The organism is Myxosarcina sp. GI1(2024) (genome assembly GCF_053543375.1).
In genome coordinates this window covers 375125-392872 of sequence record NZ_JBKGTY010000003.1, presented here as the reverse complement: position 1 = coordinate 392872, position 17748 = coordinate 375125, and the positions used below count along the sequence as shown (strand labels likewise).

The 17748-nt window shown below is 41.2% G+C and carries 17 protein-coding genes and 5 pseudogenes; 13 read left to right on the top strand and 9 right to left on the bottom strand.

Translation table 11 applies throughout. From position 1 onward, the window contains the following. Nucleotides 1-77: 77 nt before the first annotated feature. From ACLFKQ_RS15445 to ACLFKQ_RS15415, 7 genes and pseudogenes are all read left to right on the top strand, one after another. Nucleotides 78-302 (top strand): annotated as a pseudogene (locus ACLFKQ_RS15445) (IS1/IS1595 family N-terminal zinc-binding domain-containing protein); the annotation flags it as partial. 109 nt (nucleotides 303-411) lie between these two features. Further along, on the top strand, nucleotides 412-1554 hold the full coding sequence (locus ACLFKQ_RS15440) for an IS4 family transposase (RefSeq protein ID WP_448998311.1): 1143 nt from the start codon (nucleotides 412-414) through the stop codon (nucleotides 1552-1554). Nucleotides 1555-1581: 27 nt separating this feature from the next. Continuing rightward, a complete protein-coding gene (locus ACLFKQ_RS15435; RefSeq protein WP_449000682.1) occupies nucleotides 1582-2058 on the top strand; it encodes an L-dopachrome tautomerase-related protein in 477 nt (158 codons plus the stop codon). 40 nt (nucleotides 2059-2098) lie between these two features. Further along, nucleotides 2099-2758, top strand: coding sequence for an L-dopachrome tautomerase-related protein (locus ACLFKQ_RS15430; RefSeq protein ID WP_449000681.1), 660 nt, complete (start codon nucleotides 2099-2101; stop codon nucleotides 2756-2758). Between the two features lie 84 nt (nucleotides 2759-2842). Then, complete coding sequence (locus ACLFKQ_RS15425) at nucleotides 2843-3409, top strand: hypothetical protein (protein ID WP_449000680.1); 567 nt, start codon at nucleotides 2843-2845, stop codon at nucleotides 3407-3409. A 103-nt stretch (nucleotides 3410-3512) separates the two neighbouring features. Then, nucleotides 3513-4655: an IS4 family transposase gene (locus ACLFKQ_RS15420; protein ID WP_448998311.1), complete on the top strand. Its 1143-nt coding sequence runs from the start codon at nucleotides 3513-3515 to the stop codon at nucleotides 4653-4655. Nucleotides 4656-4745: 90 nt separating this feature from the next. Then, entirely contained in the window at nucleotides 4746-5021 is a 276-nt protein-coding gene (locus ACLFKQ_RS15415) for a hypothetical protein (protein ID WP_449000679.1), read from the top strand. A 181-nt stretch (nucleotides 5022-5202) separates the two neighbouring features. Here the strand turns inward: ACLFKQ_RS15415 and ACLFKQ_RS15410 are convergent. Next, nucleotides 5203-6181: pseudogene (locus ACLFKQ_RS15410) on the bottom strand (SDR family oxidoreductase). Between the two features lie 322 nt (nucleotides 6182-6503). On the opposite strand from ACLFKQ_RS15410, the gene ACLFKQ_RS15405 reads away from it, so the two are divergent. After that, on the top strand, nucleotides 6504-7052 hold the full coding sequence (locus ACLFKQ_RS15405) for a hypothetical protein (RefSeq protein WP_449000678.1): 549 nt from the start codon (nucleotides 6504-6506) through the stop codon (nucleotides 7050-7052). A 128-nt stretch (nucleotides 7053-7180) separates the two neighbouring features. Here ACLFKQ_RS15405 and ACLFKQ_RS15400 read toward each other — a convergent pair whose 3' ends face one another. The 5 genes from ACLFKQ_RS15400 to ACLFKQ_RS15380 form a co-directional block, all read right to left on the bottom strand. Beyond that, the gene (locus tag ACLFKQ_RS15400; protein ID WP_449001063.1) at nucleotides 7181-7507 is read right to left on the bottom strand and encodes a hypothetical protein; all 327 of its coding nucleotides are present in this window, start codon (nucleotides 7505-7507) and stop codon (nucleotides 7181-7183) included. Beyond that, a complete protein-coding gene (locus ACLFKQ_RS15395) occupies nucleotides 7407-7736 on the bottom strand; it encodes an IS110 family transposase (RefSeq protein ID WP_449000677.1) in 330 nt (109 codons plus the stop codon). The genes ACLFKQ_RS15400 and ACLFKQ_RS15395 overlap by 101 nt, the downstream gene beginning before the upstream one ends. A gap of 4 nt (nucleotides 7737-7740) precedes the next feature. Continuing rightward, nucleotides 7741-8067, bottom strand: coding sequence for a hypothetical protein (locus ACLFKQ_RS15390; RefSeq protein ID WP_449000676.1), 327 nt, complete (start codon nucleotides 8065-8067; stop codon nucleotides 7741-7743). A gap of 371 nt (nucleotides 8068-8438) precedes the next feature. Beyond that, entirely contained in the window at nucleotides 8439-8645 is a 207-nt protein-coding gene (locus ACLFKQ_RS15385) for a chlorophyll a/b-binding protein (protein WP_449000675.1), read from the bottom strand. A gap of 389 nt (nucleotides 8646-9034) precedes the next feature. Continuing rightward, nucleotides 9035-9769 carry a hypothetical protein gene (locus tag ACLFKQ_RS15380; protein WP_449000674.1) on the bottom strand — a complete coding sequence of 245 codons (735 nt, stop codon included), beginning with the start codon at nucleotides 9767-9769 and terminating at the stop codon, nucleotides 9035-9037. 394 nt (nucleotides 9770-10163) lie between these two features. Between ACLFKQ_RS15380 and ACLFKQ_RS15375 the strand changes: the two genes are divergently transcribed. From ACLFKQ_RS15375 to tnpC, 5 genes and pseudogenes are all read left to right on the top strand, one after another. Next, nucleotides 10164-10949: a DUF5765 domain-containing protein gene (locus ACLFKQ_RS15375; protein ID WP_449000673.1), complete on the top strand. Its 786-nt coding sequence runs from the start codon at nucleotides 10164-10166 to the stop codon at nucleotides 10947-10949. Between the two features lie 121 nt (nucleotides 10950-11070). Further along, entirely contained in the window at nucleotides 11071-11661 is a 591-nt protein-coding gene (locus ACLFKQ_RS15370) for a DUF4126 domain-containing protein (RefSeq protein ID WP_449000672.1), read from the top strand. A gap of 78 nt (nucleotides 11662-11739) precedes the next feature. After that, a complete protein-coding gene (locus ACLFKQ_RS15365; RefSeq protein WP_449000671.1) occupies nucleotides 11740-13053 on the top strand; it encodes an FAD-binding oxidoreductase in 1314 nt (437 codons plus the stop codon). A 132-nt stretch (nucleotides 13054-13185) separates the two neighbouring features. Next, nucleotides 13186-14493 carry a (Fe-S)-binding protein gene (locus tag ACLFKQ_RS15360; protein ID WP_449000670.1) on the top strand — a complete coding sequence of 436 codons (1308 nt, stop codon included), beginning with the start codon at nucleotides 13186-13188 and terminating at the stop codon, nucleotides 14491-14493. A 235-nt stretch (nucleotides 14494-14728) separates the two neighbouring features. Further along, nucleotides 14729-15686 (top strand): annotated as a pseudogene (gene tnpC / locus ACLFKQ_RS15355) (IS66 family transposase); the annotation flags it as partial. Between the two features lie 118 nt (nucleotides 15687-15804). On the opposite strand, the pseudogene ACLFKQ_RS15350 reads toward tnpC, so the two are convergent. From ACLFKQ_RS15350 to ACLFKQ_RS15340, 3 genes and pseudogenes are all read right to left on the bottom strand, one after another. Beyond that, a pseudogene (locus ACLFKQ_RS15350) lies at nucleotides 15805-17075 on the bottom strand (IS701 family transposase). A gap of 187 nt (nucleotides 17076-17262) precedes the next feature. Beyond that, nucleotides 17263-17577 (bottom strand): response regulator, encoded by a 315-nt coding sequence (locus tag ACLFKQ_RS15345; RefSeq protein WP_449000669.1) that lies wholly within the window; start codon nucleotides 17575-17577, stop codon nucleotides 17263-17265. Then, a pseudogene (locus ACLFKQ_RS15340) lies at nucleotides 17564-17748 on the bottom strand (IS66 family transposase); the annotation flags it as partial. The gene ACLFKQ_RS15345 and the pseudogene ACLFKQ_RS15340, both read right to left, overlap by 14 nt.

Sequence of the window (17748 nt, the reverse complement as noted above, 5' to 3'; positions counted from 1 at the left end):
AAGAGAAAAAAGGAAGGTAGTCCTGTAGAAGTAACGATCTAAAATAAACGTCGAGCTTAAATAACTCGAGAGCAAAGCCTACTTGTCCAAGCTGCCATTCTGAGAAAATTGTCAAAAATGGTCGGATTCACAACGGAAAACAAAGGTTTAGATGTAATCAATGTCATCGTCAATTTGTAGAGAAACCGCAAAAAATCGTCGTTAATCAAGAGAAACGGGAGTTGATTGACAGGCTCTGATTAGAAAGAATTTCTTTGGCGGGTATTGCACGAGCAGTTGAAGTGTCAGAAAAGTGGCTTCAAACCTGACGGGGTGACAACCCTGTGAGAAGTCAGACAGTGTAGGGAACAGAGACAACCTATGGTAAAAAAGATTCGGTCAGTTATTGAGAATCCGACCGAACCCTAAAAAATGTTAAACCAATTGTACCGCAATCATCTTTCACGTTATCTGAGTGATGACCAACTAATTACTTTGGAAGTGCTGGTATACCTTATCCAGACCTACAAACAAGTAAAGATAGAAAGACTAGCTGCATACTTCCCTTTACCAATTAAATATGAGAGCCGTCGTCGCCGAATCCAAAGGTTTTTGAAGTCCTCAGCTTTATCAGTTTCGTTAGTCTGGTTTCCCATAGTCAAAGAAGTAGTTCAAAAGAAATTCTTGCCAGACCAGACAATTTATCTAGTCTTAGATAGAACTCAATGGCAAGATAAAAATCTGTTCATGGTTGGAGTAGTGATGGCGAAAAGAGCTTTGCCTATATACTGGCAGTTTCTAGAGAAGAAAGGAGCCAGTAACTTCGCTCAACAAAAAGCCATATTACGTCCAGTATTGAAGCTGTTTAAACAACACCAAATCGTTATTTTAGGAGACAGAGAATTCCAGAGTGTTGAACTAGCTAAGTGGCTGACCCAGCAGCAGGTCTACTTTGTGCTTCGACAGAGAAAGAGTACGAAGATAATGGTAACTCAATTAGGTTTTACTCCCTTAAAAGACCTAGACGTTAATCCAGGAGACCAACGGTTTTATCAAGAAACTAAAGTCACTCAACTGCATCAAGTTTCGGGGATTTATTTAGGGGTCTATTGGCGACGTATTTACCGAGGCATGGGGGCAAAGGAACCCTGGTATCTGCTGACAAATTTACCCAATTTACCTGAAGCTGTCAAAGCCTATAAAAAGCGCGTAGGGATTGAGGCGATGTTTAAAGATTGCAAGTCAGGTGGCTACAATCTCGAGGGGTCGCAAGCTCAGATTGAACGCCTTACTCGTCTAGTTTTGCTCATCGCCATTGCTTACACTCACTCGGTGTTCAAAGGACATACTCTTAGCCTTCGAGGTCAGTCTAAATACATCGGTCGCCATCGAAAAATTAAACAATCTTTGACTCGCAACAGCTACTTTTGGCTTGGTTTATATGGTAGTAGCTGGCTGGTTTCATTTACCTTGATGAAGGAATGGATAAACAAATTGATGTGGCTCAATCTCAATAAGCTGCCTTTTTACCAGAGGGGTCTACGAGCTATGTTTATTATCCAGCAATCTTTCTAGCTCCCTTGTCACCCCTTCAGAGTCTGCATGACTGCTTTTATAGTCTGCATTGCTAATTATTCAAAAATCGAGAAAGTTGCGAATTCAACTCCTAAGACGGAAATACCAGTCGAACTAGCTGCCAATGATACTGAGAATGCCCAAATTGGACAAACAGAAATCGTCGCCGAACTCGACATCATGCCTGGCAACGTTACGGTTTCTCGTGACGGAAGAATATTTGCTTCGGTACATGGCAGACGACGCGGGGAAGCACAGCTTATAGAGGTTACGGGTTATAACACTTGGGAGCCATTCCCCAATGAAGCTTGGAATGCTACTCCAGGTAGCATTCCTGACGTACTTAACACACCTCATGGCGTGGTTATTGACTCGCGCGATCGCCTGTGGGTTATCGATCATGGGAACTGGCTTTCAGAACAACAAAGACCTAAACTACTCGCCTTCGATATTAATACCCGCGAACTGGTCTACCGCTACGACTTTAACGAGCTACGACTTTAACGAGACGGAAGCACCAGGACAATTTCCAGACGGGCAGTTTATGCAAGATCTGGCAGTAGATAGCGACCGTGGTTTTGTCTATATTGCCGATAGTTCTTCCGAATGTCCTGCAATTGTCGCAGTTGACATCAATCGCAATACAGTAAGACGCTTTGAGGGTCATCCTTCATTACAGAAAGAAGAGCGAGTTGTCGTCATGGTTGAGGGAAAAGTCTGGACGATTACAACTCCCGACGGTGAAAATATCCCAATTGGTGCGCCTCTCAATCCCATTACTCTATCGGCAGATGGAGAAACTTTATTTTTCGGTGCGGTCAGAGGATTGACTTGGTATGGCGTACCTACTCAACTGTTTCACAACGGTGCTGACGATGAAGAAATTGGCGCAGCTATCGAAGTAGTAGGGTCTAAACCAGTTACCGATGGTGTCAGCACCGATGCAGAAGGAAATCATTTTTTTACAAATCTTGCAGCGAATTCGGTAGATGTACTGTTTAGCGATGGAAATATAACTCGTTTAGCTCAAGACCCAAGATTCCTTTGGCTGGACAGCGTGCGGTTCGGTCCAAATTCCTGGCTTTATGCGTCGATTAATCAACTGCACCGCGCTCCAAATTTCAATAACGGAAAAGAGCTGGGAGAACCGCCTTATTTAATAGTCCGAATTTGGACGGGAACAGAAGGACAAATTGGACGATAAATTCTTATGACTGCAAAATTAGCTATTCAAAGTATCAATCATTTAGCAGTAATTCAGTAAATCACCTTTCATCTAAATCAGATTATGACTAATATCAAAAAACTTGTTTTATCCCTAATTGTAGTAACACCTTTGTTTGTGACTAAAGGTTTCGCTCAAACACCAACAGAGACAGAAGAAACAACTGCAAGAGTATTACTCAACACGACATTAGATAGCGATACGGGTGCTATGGTTCTCGATGAAGTCACTATCTACGAAGGTACGAGAGTCAGAAATCTTACCGATCGAGATTTACAAAAACCAGAACTGGTAGGCTATCAAAATAGTGGTTTATCACCCGCTCTCTACGCTCATCCAATGTCCCCAGGAACGGAAATCGTTGAGGTTGAGGGCGACATAGGTAGTCCAGTTTCGGATAGTGTACGACAGGAGGCAAAAAATTATCTCAGCGATAATATTGTTAACTCTGTATTTTTTGATATTGGTAGTAATGATAACGGAATCACCTTTCGTTTCGATCCCCCTTTAGTCAATGAACCTGGAGTAGATCTGCTCGTTGGAGAAATGGGCGCGCCAGCTGGTAGTGTTAGTTCTGGTTGTCCCAATACTCCCTCTCCTGGTGGCGATCGCCTTCTATTACAGAGCTGACGGGGTGACAACCCTGTGAGAAGTCAGACAGTGTAGGGAACAGAGACAACCTATGGTAAAAAAGATTCGGTCAGTTATTGAGAATCCGACCGAACCCTAAAAAATGTTAAACCAATTGTACCGCAATCATCTTTCACGTTATCTGAGTGATGACCAACTAATTACTTTGGAAGTGCTGGTATACCTTATCCAGACCTACAAACAAGTAAAGATAGAAAGACTAGCTGCATACTTCCCTTTACCAATTAAATATGAGAGCCGTCGTCGCCGAATCCAAAGGTTTTTGAAGTCCTCAGCTTTATCAGTTTCGTTAGTCTGGTTTCCCATAGTCAAAGAAGTAGTTCAAAAGAAATTCTTGCCAGACCAGACAATTTATCTAGTCTTAGATAGAACTCAATGGCAAGATAAAAATCTGTTCATGGTTGGAGTAGTGATGGCGAAAAGAGCTTTGCCTATATACTGGCAGTTTCTAGAGAAGAAAGGAGCCAGTAACTTCGCTCAACAAAAAGCCATATTACGTCCAGTATTGAAGCTGTTTAAACAACACCAAATCGTTATTTTAGGAGACAGAGAATTCCAGAGTGTTGAACTAGCTAAGTGGCTGACCCAGCAGCAGGTCTACTTTGTGCTTCGACAGAGAAAGAGTACGAAGATAATGGTAACTCAATTAGGTTTTACTCCCTTAAAAGACCTAGACGTTAATCCAGGAGACCAACGGTTTTATCAAGAAACTAAAGTCACTCAACTGCATCAAGTTTCGGGGATTTATTTAGGGGTCTATTGGCGACGTATTTACCGAGGCATGGGGGCAAAGGAACCCTGGTATCTGCTGACAAATTTACCCAATTTACCTGAAGCTGTCAAAGCCTATAAAAAGCGCGTAGGGATTGAGGCGATGTTTAAAGATTGCAAGTCAGGTGGCTACAATCTCGAGGGGTCGCAAGCTCAGATTGAACGCCTTACTCGTCTAGTTTTGCTCATCGCCATTGCTTACACTCACTCGGTGTTCAAAGGACATACTCTTAGCCTTCGAGGTCAGTCTAAATACATCGGTCGCCATCGAAAAATTAAACAATCTTTGACTCGCAACAGCTACTTTTGGCTTGGTTTATATGGTAGTAGCTGGCTGGTTTCATTTACCTTGATGAAGGAATGGATAAACAAATTGATGTGGCTCAATCTCAATAAGCTGCCTTTTTACCAGAGGGGTCTACGAGCTATGTTTATTATCCAGCAATCTTTCTAGCTCCCTTGTCACCCCTTCAGATTACAGAGTAACGATTCTACCTTCACTATCGAACCAGAAACCTACACTCCGCAGGGACCCTTGGGCGTTATGCATTACTACGGAAAAGAAGAGCTACGAGAGAACACTCAAATAACCTCTGTAGCCAATCTGGAAAATTATCCCGCATTAGAACGCAATGTAATCGACCATTTGCATCTTTACACTACCACTGTCGATTTGAGTAATCTGGGAATTTCTGAAGGAGAAACCATCAGTCAATTAACAGTCGGTGCAGTTCCGATTGAAACTACAGTTGAGGGAGAAGTAGTACTCTGCTTTACTGCCGATCCAGCCTTTGTTTATGGACTTTCAGCCGAACAGTGAACAGTATTCCCTCCTTTACGGTCGGAGCTTACAAGAGTGAGGAAGCGGTACGCTCGCATATACGCGCACGAATACATTTCTCGCGACCATCTCACTACTTCGGAAGTGAAGCTCTGAATTGAGGCGGTAAAGAATAAAAGTAGTTGGTAAGCAATTTTGAAATTCTTATGTAGCATGGATTTCAGCCTAGATTGCACTTGGTAACAGCTTCGCTAGTTTTGCCCCTAATAGTGGGATTTTTCGCCAGCCAGTCGGAAATGCTGGGAATGGTTAAGCGATCGAAATCACCTGTTACTTGAGTATATCCTGCCATTGGCGCATACAAATTGTTAGGCTCGTCGATAGCTTTGGGTTCTGTGGTACGCTGTCCTGAAAAGCCAGTAGCTAATAACAAAGCGTCCATCAGTTCTGGAGAGAGCCGTTGACAAAAGTCTAATATTCGACCCACATCACCGACAATAAAATCACGAGTGGGATGTTCTGCCGTGTAAAGAATGGCTTCAGCTACTAGCTTGGGGGAATAGTAAGGTGGTAATCCCGTAGGCTTTACTCCTAATTTAGTTAGTACGTGGTTGTAAAAGGGTGTGTTAATTACTGCTGGCTTGATGCTAGTAACGCTGACGGGTATTTTTTGATGTTGCAGTTCTATGCGCAGAGATTCGAGAAAACCTTCTAAACCCTGTTTGGCTGTGGAATAGGGACTTTGGAGCGGTAAGGCTCTTCTTCCTTCCATAGAAGAAATATGGATCTCCGGTTCCTTCCCGTTTGAGATGGGGTAGTGCTGCCATTGCTCCATACACCTGTCCCATTAAGGTAACATCGATGACGCTCTCGAACTCTTCGGGAGTAATTTCGGTAAAAGGAGCGAGAATACCAGTAGCGGCGCAATGTACCCAGGTATCTATTCGTCCATACTGCTCGACAGTATAATCGGCGATCTCTTTTACTTGTTGGTAATCTGCCACATCAGCAAGAATTGCCTTAGCCTCACCTCCAGCAGCTTGAATTTCCGCTACGAGAGAATTTAGTCCTGATTCGTTGCGTGCCGAGACGACTACTTTAGCTCCTCTGTCGGCAAATTGAAGCGCTGTTTCGCGTCCGATCCCACTAGAAGCACCGACGATGGCGACTACTTGCCGCTCGATTGGTTTTAGTTGCATTTGGATTCCTGTGAATAGTACGAATCACACTAAATAAAATAAGATTAGTGTTTACAATCTATTGTCCGCTTGCTGCTAAAATCCTCTGTCAAAAGAAGTGAACGACAAAAATTTACTTGGTAATTTAAGTATCGGTTGGATTTCTCTTCTTGGTTCTTTTCGAGCTAATATTTAAATTTCCTTTCTGCCTCAATTATAGATGCTGGATCTAACCAAAGGTATAAATTGAATCGTCTAACTTCAGTAATTTAACGCTACCATAACCCTGACTTACTATGATGAGCTAGATACAATTGAATTAGTCGGTCTTAGCGATATTTCCATGATTAACTTAGGTAAAAAAAGAGTAGAATCTCTCAGTGCAATCGCCCGTTATGCTGTCGGTGGGGGAACTTTGGCAGCCGCTCCGCTTCTGGGAGGTGAAATTCCCAAACAAATCGCTCTGACTGCTTCTGATATATTTATGTATGTCTCGATCTGGAGAATTTATTTTGAGGAGGATTTATCTCACAAGGAATTATTTGAGGTATTGAAAGAGATAGGAATAATTACTATAGCGGCAACAGGAACGGCATATGTCGTGGCTAAAGGCAGTAGTGCGCTATTAAGCGAAATTTGCAATCGTTTCGGACCCGTCGGCTGGGGAATTGTAGCTACGATAACGGGTTCGTTAACCGGTCTGTGTGGTTTGTTATGGATTTTGTATTGTGATTTTGCCTACGAATACCAACGAAAATCTCGTCAAAAATCAGCTGGAGTTGTCGATTCGGGCTCTGAAACCGATAGTAATACTATTCGTAGCTTTAAGCGCGAAATGCCTCGTTTGGAAGCACTTGAAGCAGAGCTTAGCGGCTCAAATGCCTTTGGTTAAAAAAGCTCGTCACTATTTATTCTATTTTGTACCGAATTTGTACCGAGCCAAATTTAGGGTAGTGGGATCGCTTACAGCAGTTTTTTCTTGGGTAGGAAATTATTAAATCGCTGTAAATCGTCTTACTCTTAAGAAACACATTCGCTCTTGGAGGAATGGGGAACAAGGTCAAAACCAAGAGCCTGAGCCTTTTGCTCAAGATATGAAAGGGTGCGTTGGCGATACTTTTGTTCATAAGCATCGACACCAGGCTCGATGTAAGCATCACCAGTCTTCCAAAGATGATAAAAAATACGAGCTATTGTCTTGGTGCGCGTTCCCATGCTGGGGAAACCCCAGCGGGGTCGCACCGCTTTATGTGCGGTAGCAGTGATAGCTTGAGGTCCACCTAAGCGACTTCGCATTCGCCGCTCGATTAACAACATGGCGGGTTTGAGAACTTTTAACTTTACCACCAGTAATGCGACTGCCAGGGCATAAACCCAGCCAAGAAGTAAAATGTTTAACTGTGGGAAATCGAGAAGAGTCTAAACCTAATTCAGACAAAAGAACTAAAACAGTTAAAGCTCCTATTCCATCAACTTGGGTAAAATCTACACCACTGAGACGGTAAAGATAAGTGCCTAAATCAAATTGAGGATCATTAGCTGGTTGCTTTTTGCCTCGACGCTTGGGTTGAGGCAAAGGTTTAGCAGCTACATCCGACTTGAGGGGCAAAGGTGGTCAAGTATTGCTCAATTTGAAGCTCGATAGCCGTAATTTGAGCTTGATAACTTTCGTAAAGTTGTAACTCTTGAGAGAGGATAAACAACAATTCAGGTCGATAATCCCCTGTTAAAGCAGCAGCGATATCCCTACAGCTTGCCTTAATTCGACCATCTCTTAAAGATGCTAACTTATTAGGGTCGCCGTCTCCTGCCAAAATTGCGGTGATAATTGCCATTCCAGTTTTACCAGTTATATCGCTAATGACTCGATGCAGTTGTAGGTTCATCTCCGTGAGGGCTTTTTGCATTCGTTGAATGTGAACACAGCTACTTTTGATTAGATTATCCCGTTGTCGGATGTAACTACGTAAAACACAAATCTCTTAAACGGGATAGTGGGAATCCACTTCACCAATACTATTGCCATTTACCTCCAGAACTAGGCTCACATTCGGACGCGATTGCGTACCATTGTGATGACGGTCTTAACTGTCACGGTACAAGTAATAGTGTAGGGTGGATTGCTTGTGTTTCTTTCTACTATTGCTAGTGGCGATCGCCGCTAGTTAGAGGCTCACATCAAAAAAAATACCCAAGTACAGTTTTACCTGTTACTTGGGTTGATATATTTTATTCAATTAATAAATACTTTTTTAGGACTAAAAGCGTAACCGACTAATTACACTAGACCTAGCCAGTGAAAGAAGCCTTGTCCTGTAGTTAACTCTACGATAAGAGCAGCGAGAAAACCAATCATTGCTAATCTGCCGTTCCAGATTTCGGCACTAGGATTAGAACCAAACTGAAACTTGGTGGCGAATTCGCCGTATTTACGCTCTGATTGTTCTGAGTAATGTGGGGTTGTGTTAGGATTTGGACTTGTCATAATAGAGAATAATTACGTTTGTGTGTGCTCAACTATTGGTTATATTAAAAAAAATGAAGTTAAATTTTTTCTATCAAAAGTCATAAAAAAGATATCTAGACCGAATATTTCAAAATAATCTTTCTACCAATTAGTATTTTTAGTATTTTGGTATACAAAATCGCAGAATTCGGCTTCGGAGCAATATTTTATAGCTGAGTTTATTTAAAAGGGAAATTTAAGCTATCGCTGCTCCAACCTACATCAGAATCAATCGATCTACTTAATTTAGATTTATATGTAGAACTCGGAGGCATAAAGTTTTAGCGACAAAAAGATTACAATTAGGATTGCTATTCGATTTAAAATTAAACAGAATATTTTCTAGTCTTAACTGAGAGAATCCGAGTCTACCTACGACGATTAGAATTTACATATTTCAAAATATCGCTATTGTCTTTGTCGAGTTCGTAAATATATCCCAGGTCGATCGCAATTCTTCTTCTCAAACCCCAAGAAGGATATAAGTTATCCTCTAAAACATTGGTAGCATAGAAATTTGCAGCTTTGATAATTTGAAGAGTAGTATCTTTGGACAAGTTTTTACCAAAAGTACTAAAAATATTGTTGGCACATTCATTTTTAGGGATTTTTTCTAGTTCTAGTTCTCTCTGCTCGTAGGCTAATAAAATTGCATCTAGACAGATCCCATAATCATAAGAATTATCAAAATTAAAAGTTAGTTGTTCTACTCGGGGATCTTTAGTTACGGCTGCATTATCAACCGATTCGTTTTGTGGTGTATTCGTCGAGCCATTATTAGTTTGAACTTGTGGTGTATTAGTCGAATCAGTAGCAACTTGACGAATTTTATTGTTAGTAGAGTCATAAATAAACTTACCAGCATCAATTCTTTCATCGGGAACTATGCAAGCAATTTCTCCAGTACGATCGTGTTCGATCTCGGCAACATTACCTTGACAGTTGGTAATTTCAAATCCCCATGCAGTAGACAACTCGATCATCTGGTTAGAAGCATTTGAAAATTCATTTTTAGTTACCTCAGTTTCGATGGGAACTGCTATGACCGAGGGAGCACTAACTAGTACTCCTAAAGTTATCGATATTTTTACGATTTGGTTCATTGTTAATAATTCCCTCGAACGAAAGATGAAATAATATCTTAACTCAATCAAACGAGCTCTTGGATTGATTTTTATTAATAGTATGCATACCCTTAGTACATTTTTAAATGCTGCGATCGCCACGAATCATGATAGCAATTTGTGATTATTTATAGATGTAATTAAATTTTAAAAAGATTGTGGTTTTTGTCTATGTCTTAGTGGTAGTCTGAGGCATACGATTCAATAATCGAGTGAGTGTCGCGATCGATACCAGATTGTTCTCAAACGGACACCTTGAAAAGGCTGCTCTGTATTCACGAGTATTGGCTAATTTATTCCGAACACGATCGCAGTAACTGTATTTAAGGTCACAACAATTCAATTTTCAAGCTAAATTGAGGAGATATTATTTATGTGTTGGAGCGGAGAAGCATCTGCAACCTTAGCCACGGTCGGTCTGACCAGCACCGCATATGTTGCTTGGAAAGGCGAAAAAAAAGCATTTTGGATTCCACTCGGCTATTTCTCATTGATGGAATTGCTGCAGGCATTTACTTATACCGTTATCGATCGTCCCGAACTGCCTCTAAATCAGATTTTTACCCTGCTTGGAGTCTTACATATTATTTTTCAACCGTTTTTTATCAGCGCGGTAGCACTACAATTTATTCCCGAGAAAGTCAGAAACCAAGTTACCCCGATTATCTATACTCTGTGTTTTGTGGGAACGATCTTGATGTCCATCAAGCTGTATCCTTTTGAATGGGCTGGAAAATGTACTATTGGATACGAACCTCTTTGTGGTAGTCAACTTTGTTCTGTGTCGGGAAATTGGCACATTGCCTGGAACGTACCGATGAACGGCTTGAAATGGCTGACTTTGGGTTATTATATTCCAGTATTTGTCGCTCCCCTAATTTATGGTTCTTGGAAATTTACGGTGTACCATCTGCTCGTCGGACCGTTAGCAGCTCGCATTTTAACCGATAATATTAATGAATGGCCTGCCGTATGGTGTTTGCTATCGATTGGCATGTTTTTAATTGCCATCAAAACTCCCTTGCGACAAGTACTCTACGTCAAAAATTGGTGGTTTTGGCAATCTGACGAACCGCAATCCGAATTGGCTGCGACACCAAGTATTCCATCAACTGTAAAAACTGCTACTAAACAAATCGAACAAGTAACTGCCGAGTGAGTTGTTATCTGCCTTTGCCCTAGGAATCCTGCAAATTTGTCAGGCTCATTATCATCAAACTGCTACGGTATTTAAGTAAAAGACTATTGGGCGAGCGATCGCCAAGGAATCAGCGCAGGTTATGGAAATTATTTTAGGACTTTGCTTGGGAATAACTCTAAGTGCGGCTTGTGGCTTTCGGGTTTTCGTACCACCTTTAGCAATGAGTTTGGCAGCTATTTATGCTAATTTTCCTCTATCCTCGGGATTTGAATGGCTGGGTACTCCCGAAGCGGCGATCGCCTTGGGGGTGGCAACTTCAATCGAAATCTTAGCTTATTATCTTCCCTTTATCGATAATCTTTTAGATACCATTTCAATTCCCTTGGCGATAAGTATTGGTACCGTAATTACTGCAGCCAATCTTACCGATGTCGATCCGGTGGTGCAATGGACGTTAGCGGCGATCGCCGGAGGTGGTAGTGCGGGAATTATTCAAAGTGTGTTTGGATTTAGCCGCTTTGCCTCTACGGGAATGACGGGGGGACTGAGTAATTTTATTATCGCTACTGTAGAAGCATTGGGGGCGGCAACGCTCTCGGTTTTAGGCTTGACCGCACCTTGGTTCGCTGGGGGAATTGTGATTGTCTTACTAATCCTAGCTATAGTTAAAATCGCTCAATTTGTGCTTTCTAGGTTGCCCGACAATCAGAGTCAGAGCAACGATGTTTAACTGAATGGGTTTTTGCTTCTTTTTAAAGCTAAAAAAATGGGACAATCGATCGCACGTAGAAGTAAGCTAACTATCTAAATGGATAAGGCGATCGCCACTCAACTGCAATCTCTAATCGGTACGGACACCGAATTAATCGAATTAAGTAATAGTGAATTTTGGCTAAAAAAAATTTCTACAGCTATTACCGAGCCTGTCGATTCTCTTTATGTGGTTTTTCCCGAAACAATAGAAATCCTCTCAGAAATCGTCAAACAAGCCCACCAGCAGGGGTGGCGAATTTTAATTTGTGGTAACGGCACTAAATTAGACTGGGGCTACTTAACTTTGAACATTCAACTAGTAGTCAGCACTCAAAAATGCGATCGCCTCATCGAACATGCAGTGGGAGATTTAACGGTTACGGTAGAGGCGGGAATGAAATTAGCCGATTTACAGGCAAAGTTAGAGGTTCACCAGCAGTTTTTGCCACTCGACCCGGTATATCCCCAACAAGCTACCATTGGTGGCATAATTGCTACGGCCGATACGGGAAGTTGGCGACAGCGTTATGGTGGGGTTCGAGATCTGCTACTGGGAATATCTTTTGTCCGCGCCGATGGTCAAGTTGCCAAGGCAGGAGGCAGAGTAGTTAAAAACGTGGCGGGTTACGACTTGATGAAGTTGTTTACTGGAGCTTATGGCACTTTAGGAATTATCTCTCAGGCAACTTTTCGAACTTACCCCCTACCCAAAGCCTCGACAACACTGCTGTTAACCGGAGATGCCGATCGTTTAGCCACAGCAACTCAAACTATTCGCAATTCTGGTTTGACTCCTACCGCCATGGATTTGGTTTCGGCATCGGCGATCGCCAAGCTAGAGTTGGGCAATGACATGGGTTTATTACTACGCTTTCAAACCATACCCGAAAGCATCGAGCGACAGTCAGAACAGGTAAAAGCGATCGCCCAGCAGACAAATCTAGCGGTCGCTTGTTTTACCGGTAGAGATGAACTAGATCTATGGCAAGGATTGACTAAAATCGTTCGTATTCCCCACACAGAAACTGGAATTGTTGGCAAAATAGGAATAGTACCCACTGAAGTTGTAGCTTTACTGTCAAAACTATTCCAGAGTGATCGCCAAAGTCTAGCTTTGATTCATGCCGGAAGTGGTATCGGACACATCCAGTTACCCACTGGAACGACTATAGATTTAATTCGAGAACTACGTTCCTTTTGCCAAGTTCGTGGCGGCTTTCTAACTGTTTTGAGCGCGCCTAACGCCATCAAACAGCAATTGGATATTTGGGGTTATACCAGTAATGCTTTAGAGATTATGAAGGCGATCGCTCGTAAGTTCGATCCCAATCGAAGCCTAAATCCAGGTCGTTTTGTCGGCAAGATTTGAGGGTACGATGACTACAGCAATTTTTAAGCTATCTCCTCTAATAATAGGCAACGGGAAATAGAACTTTGTAGCTTCTTACCGAGCTGAATTTTCAAGGCAGATCGATTTAAAAACCGCTATAAAAAATCTAAAATGACTCATTTTGATTCTAAGAATCCTCCTCAACCAGAACTAATTGACACCTGCGTTCATTGTGGTTTCTGTTTGGCTACCTGTCCGAGTTATCGAGTTATCGGTAAAGAAATGGATTCTCCCAGAGGTAGAATTTATTTAATGGATGCAATTAATCGCGGTGAAGCAATCATAGATGACACGACTACCTCACACTTCGATTCTTGCTTGGGTTGTTTGGCTTGCGTTACTACCTGTCCTTCTGGGGTAGAATACGGTAAATTAATCGCTGCTACTCGTCCTCAAATCGAAAGAAATCAATCCCGCAGTTTACCAGATAGACTGGTTAGAGCTTTAATCTTCAATTTATTTCCCTATCCTAACCGCTTGCGCCCTTTACTCGTGCCTTTATGGCTATATCAAAAGTTGGGATTATCTCAATTAATTCGCCAAACCAAACTACTCCAGAAAGCCGCACCTCGTTTGGTAGCGATGGAGGCGATCTTACCAGAAATCAGCAACCCTTTGGTAACCAATAATCTACCAGAAGTTATTACCGCCCACGGAAAAACACGCTATCGTGTCGGTGTTATTTTGGGTTGCGTACAAAGACTATTTTTCTCTCATGTCAATGAGGCTACGGTTAGAGTATTAACAGCTAATGGTTGTGAAGTGGTCATCCCTAAAAATCAAGGATGTTGTGCTGCTTTACCCGCGCACCAAGGGCAAGAAGCCCAAGCCCAAACTCTAGCCAAACAAATGGTCGATCGCTTTGCCGATACGGGTGTCGATGCAATTATTATTAATGCGGCTGGTTGCGGACATACTCTTAAAGAATACGGACACATTTTAGCAGATGACTTGGAGTATCAAGCAAAAGCTCGTGAATTTTCCGCCAAAGTTAGAGACGTACAAGAATTTCTAGCTGAAATCAAGATGACTGCGGAACTATCGCCCCTAACTTCCAACGAATTAGAAGTGGTTTATCAAGATGCCTGTCATTTACTCCACGGACAAAAAATTAGTCTGCAACCCCGTCAGTTATTAAGACAAATTCCCAACCTTAGACTAAAAGAACCAATTGATGCTAGTTTGTGTTGCGGTAGTGCGGGAGTTTATAACATGTTACAGCCCGAAGTGGCTGACGAACTAGGTAAACAAAAGGTCGCTAATTTAGCTAATACTGGTGCTAAATTAATTGCTTCTGCTAATCCTGGCTGTGCTTTACAAATTAAAAAACATCTAGCTGCACGAAAAATCGACCTTCCCTTATTACATCCAATTGAATTATTAGATTATTCAATTCGCGGTATCAAATTGAACATTTAAATTTTCATAAATCAGACCAAATTTCTGTGCGCTTGAATACATCTTGAGATAAGCGCCTGTAAATTGACACTGAATATTGAGCTGTTGCTTCTGTCCCCAGCTATCTTCCTAATTGACTAGCTAATTTACTACTACATATAGTCTATATATAGTGATTTTCAGTTGAAGAGAACAAAACTAATAACCTATTATTTTTTGCCTTCTGCCTTATACCAAAATGCGATTTACCCAAATGATTCCAGGTCAAGACTTGGGAGTCAGACTACAGGGGTTACTTTCCTGGCTGGGAAACTATGCTCATATGTCCTATGCTAAACAGCAAGAACTGTTGTGGGAACTGGGAGCAATAGAAATTAGTAGGGGAACTTTAGTTGCCACCAATGAACGAACGAGTACAACAAGCGAGTATCAACAGTGTTGAAGGGTTGAAAAAGTCGATTAATTCAGAGCATCCTCCTCTACATTGTGACGAAACCCCCTGCTCAGTTAAAGGAGTCAAAGAATGGCTCTGGGTTTTAGCTGGGTCAGAGTTCTGCCTGTTTCATGCCGGCGATACTAGAAAACGCAGAGAATTGGAAGCTGTATTAGGAGTATTCTATGATGGAGTTTTGATTAGCGACGATTTTAGTGTCTACAACGGCTATTCAGTAGCAGGACAACAAAAGTGTTTGGCTCATCTACGTCGTCATTTTCAAAAACTGTTAAAGACTAAAGGGGTAGATAACCAAGAAATTGCTACCACCTTTCTGTCTCTAATTGATGAGGCATTTAAGCAACATCGGGTTTGGCGACAGACCCATCAGGAAAGCCACTATCGAGATTGGGCAGAGGATTTCCGAAGGCGAGTGACTAGCGCAATTAAGACTTGGCTCAAGAATGCTGGTCATGAAGCTGGAAAACTGCTACGTTCGCTGCGTGATAAGGCGGAGCAATGGTGGTATTTTCTGACACATCCTCAGATACCCCCCGACAATAATCTAGCTGAACGATGTTTGAGAACTGCTGTAACCAAGCGGAAAGTTTGTGGTGGCTCTCGTTCCATCGAACGGTTTCAACATACAGCCAACCTGCTGAGTGCAATTCAATCTTGTCGTTTGCAAGGACGTTCGGTGATTACTTTTTTTCAACAGACTTTACAAGCTACAGTTGGACATTGTTCTTATCCTTCTCTTATTCCTCATGCTTGCACCTGAATCCTTACCAATTGAGATTGTTGGAGCATCATCGTCTTTAATTGGGTAATTTCTTGCAAATCGTTCTGAGATTTTCCAAGTTTGTGTAAATACTTTTCTAACGGTACTTAAACAAAAATCAAGCCCAAACAAAGCCCAAACTAGCTTTATAAGCTACGAATACGTCGCGATTTTGGTTCAACCATTGGACAAAACGATAAGATATACCTGTACGAAAAGCTTCTAATGCTTCAGGAAATGTCTCCAAAGGTTTGTTCGCCCAACGTCTTCTTAAACCTCCAGTAAGCTTATGCCAAAGGATAAAAGTATAGGCACAAAAAACTAGAATAAAATGTCTTTCCAAACTCTTCTTATCTCTAACTTGATACTCTTTTAATCCTAACCATCCCTTGGCTTCTCGATAGAAAACTTCTATCCAGTTTCTCTGAGCATAAGTTTGAACTATCCATTGCTCGGTTACTATTTCTCCCTCAACATTTGTGAGTAAGTAGTCAATATCTTCAGCATCTTCAAAGATTGGTGCACTCATGACGATAGCTATTTTTCTGATTCCTTCTAGCCTTGATATTTCTGCTTCTATTATTGCTACCCAGACGGTTCTAGGTTTTTCACCCTGGATTTGAATCTCCTTAAATTCCTCATCAGATAACCATTGAGCATATTCATCTACTCTGATTTTTTCTAATTGATTTGATGGAGTTTTAACCAAAATATTACGATTTTTAGCGATTCCTCCTATATACTTTAATTTCTTTTTTTCCAGTTCGAGTAAAACAGTTGTGTTGTTACCATAGGACGAATCTATTAATACTAGTCCTGGTCGATATCCCCTCTTCAAACTTTTATCGATTAATTCTAAGGCTAAGGTGGGTTTTTTCTTGAATTCTCTGTCTTTCTTTCCTTCGGGCAACGAATTACCATGTTGATATAGTTCTATGTCTAAAGGTAAGCTTTTTTGGCCATCATATAGATGAGTTGTTACTACAACATTGCCATTATCTGTTTTCCCAATTTCCCCAATATATTGACGACCTACTGCTGCGGTAAAGTTACCACTTTTTCTATGCCCAGAGTCATCAACAATTAGACTAAATCCCTTACTGATTCTCGTTTGATTACACTTGTTCATCACTTCTAAGCGACGTTCATTTATCTTGTTCGCTGACCAAGTTGCTTCAGTTAAGAAATGGTGTAATTTGTGGTATGTGACCTCTACTGCGTCTTTAGCCATTTGAGATACATTTTTTCGCTCACTTTCCCCTAATAATCCTCCTAAATAATGTCTGAATTCCCTTTTTTGCGCTTTAGTTCTCAGTAAATCATCAAACTTTTGACACCATCTCATCTATCGAAACAGGGAGGCATGGCTGCGGGAGTAGTTTCTTTCATAAAGTAAGTGCGATCGGGCTTTAGAATAATGTTAAAGTTAATCAGCAAAGGTATTCTATCTTATTTTGTCTGTTTAAATTGTTTAAGTACCGCTAATAGTCCCGATCCTAGATGAAAATAACCTTTATATGCAGAATAAACAGCATTAATTAATTCTTTGGCTGGAGTATTTTTTAATAAATATCCTTTAGCACCGACTTGCAAAGCAATATTTAAATAATTCTTTCTCTTCATCATGAACACTGATGATTATGACATTACAATCGACAAATCTCTCTGAAATGATTTTAGTAGCTGTCAAACCATCTAGTACGGGCATTTCTATATCCATTAAAATTATCTGAGGACGATGAATTTCAACAATTTTTAAAGCCTGCTGTCCATTTCTAGCGCAATCTAATATTTCTAAAGAAGATTCTGTTTCTAGATGGCTTTTTAAAATCTCTTGAACTGTTATTCGATCGTCAACTATTAAAACTTGTAAGGATTCAGGTGCAAGCATGAGGAATAAGAGAAGGATAAGAACAATGTCCAACTGTAGCTTGTAAAGTCTGTTGAAAAAAAGTAATCACCGAACGTCCTTGCAAACGACAAGATTGAATTGCACTCAGCAGGTTGGCTGTATGTTGAAACCGTTCGATGGAACGAGAGCCACCACAAACTTTCCGCTTGG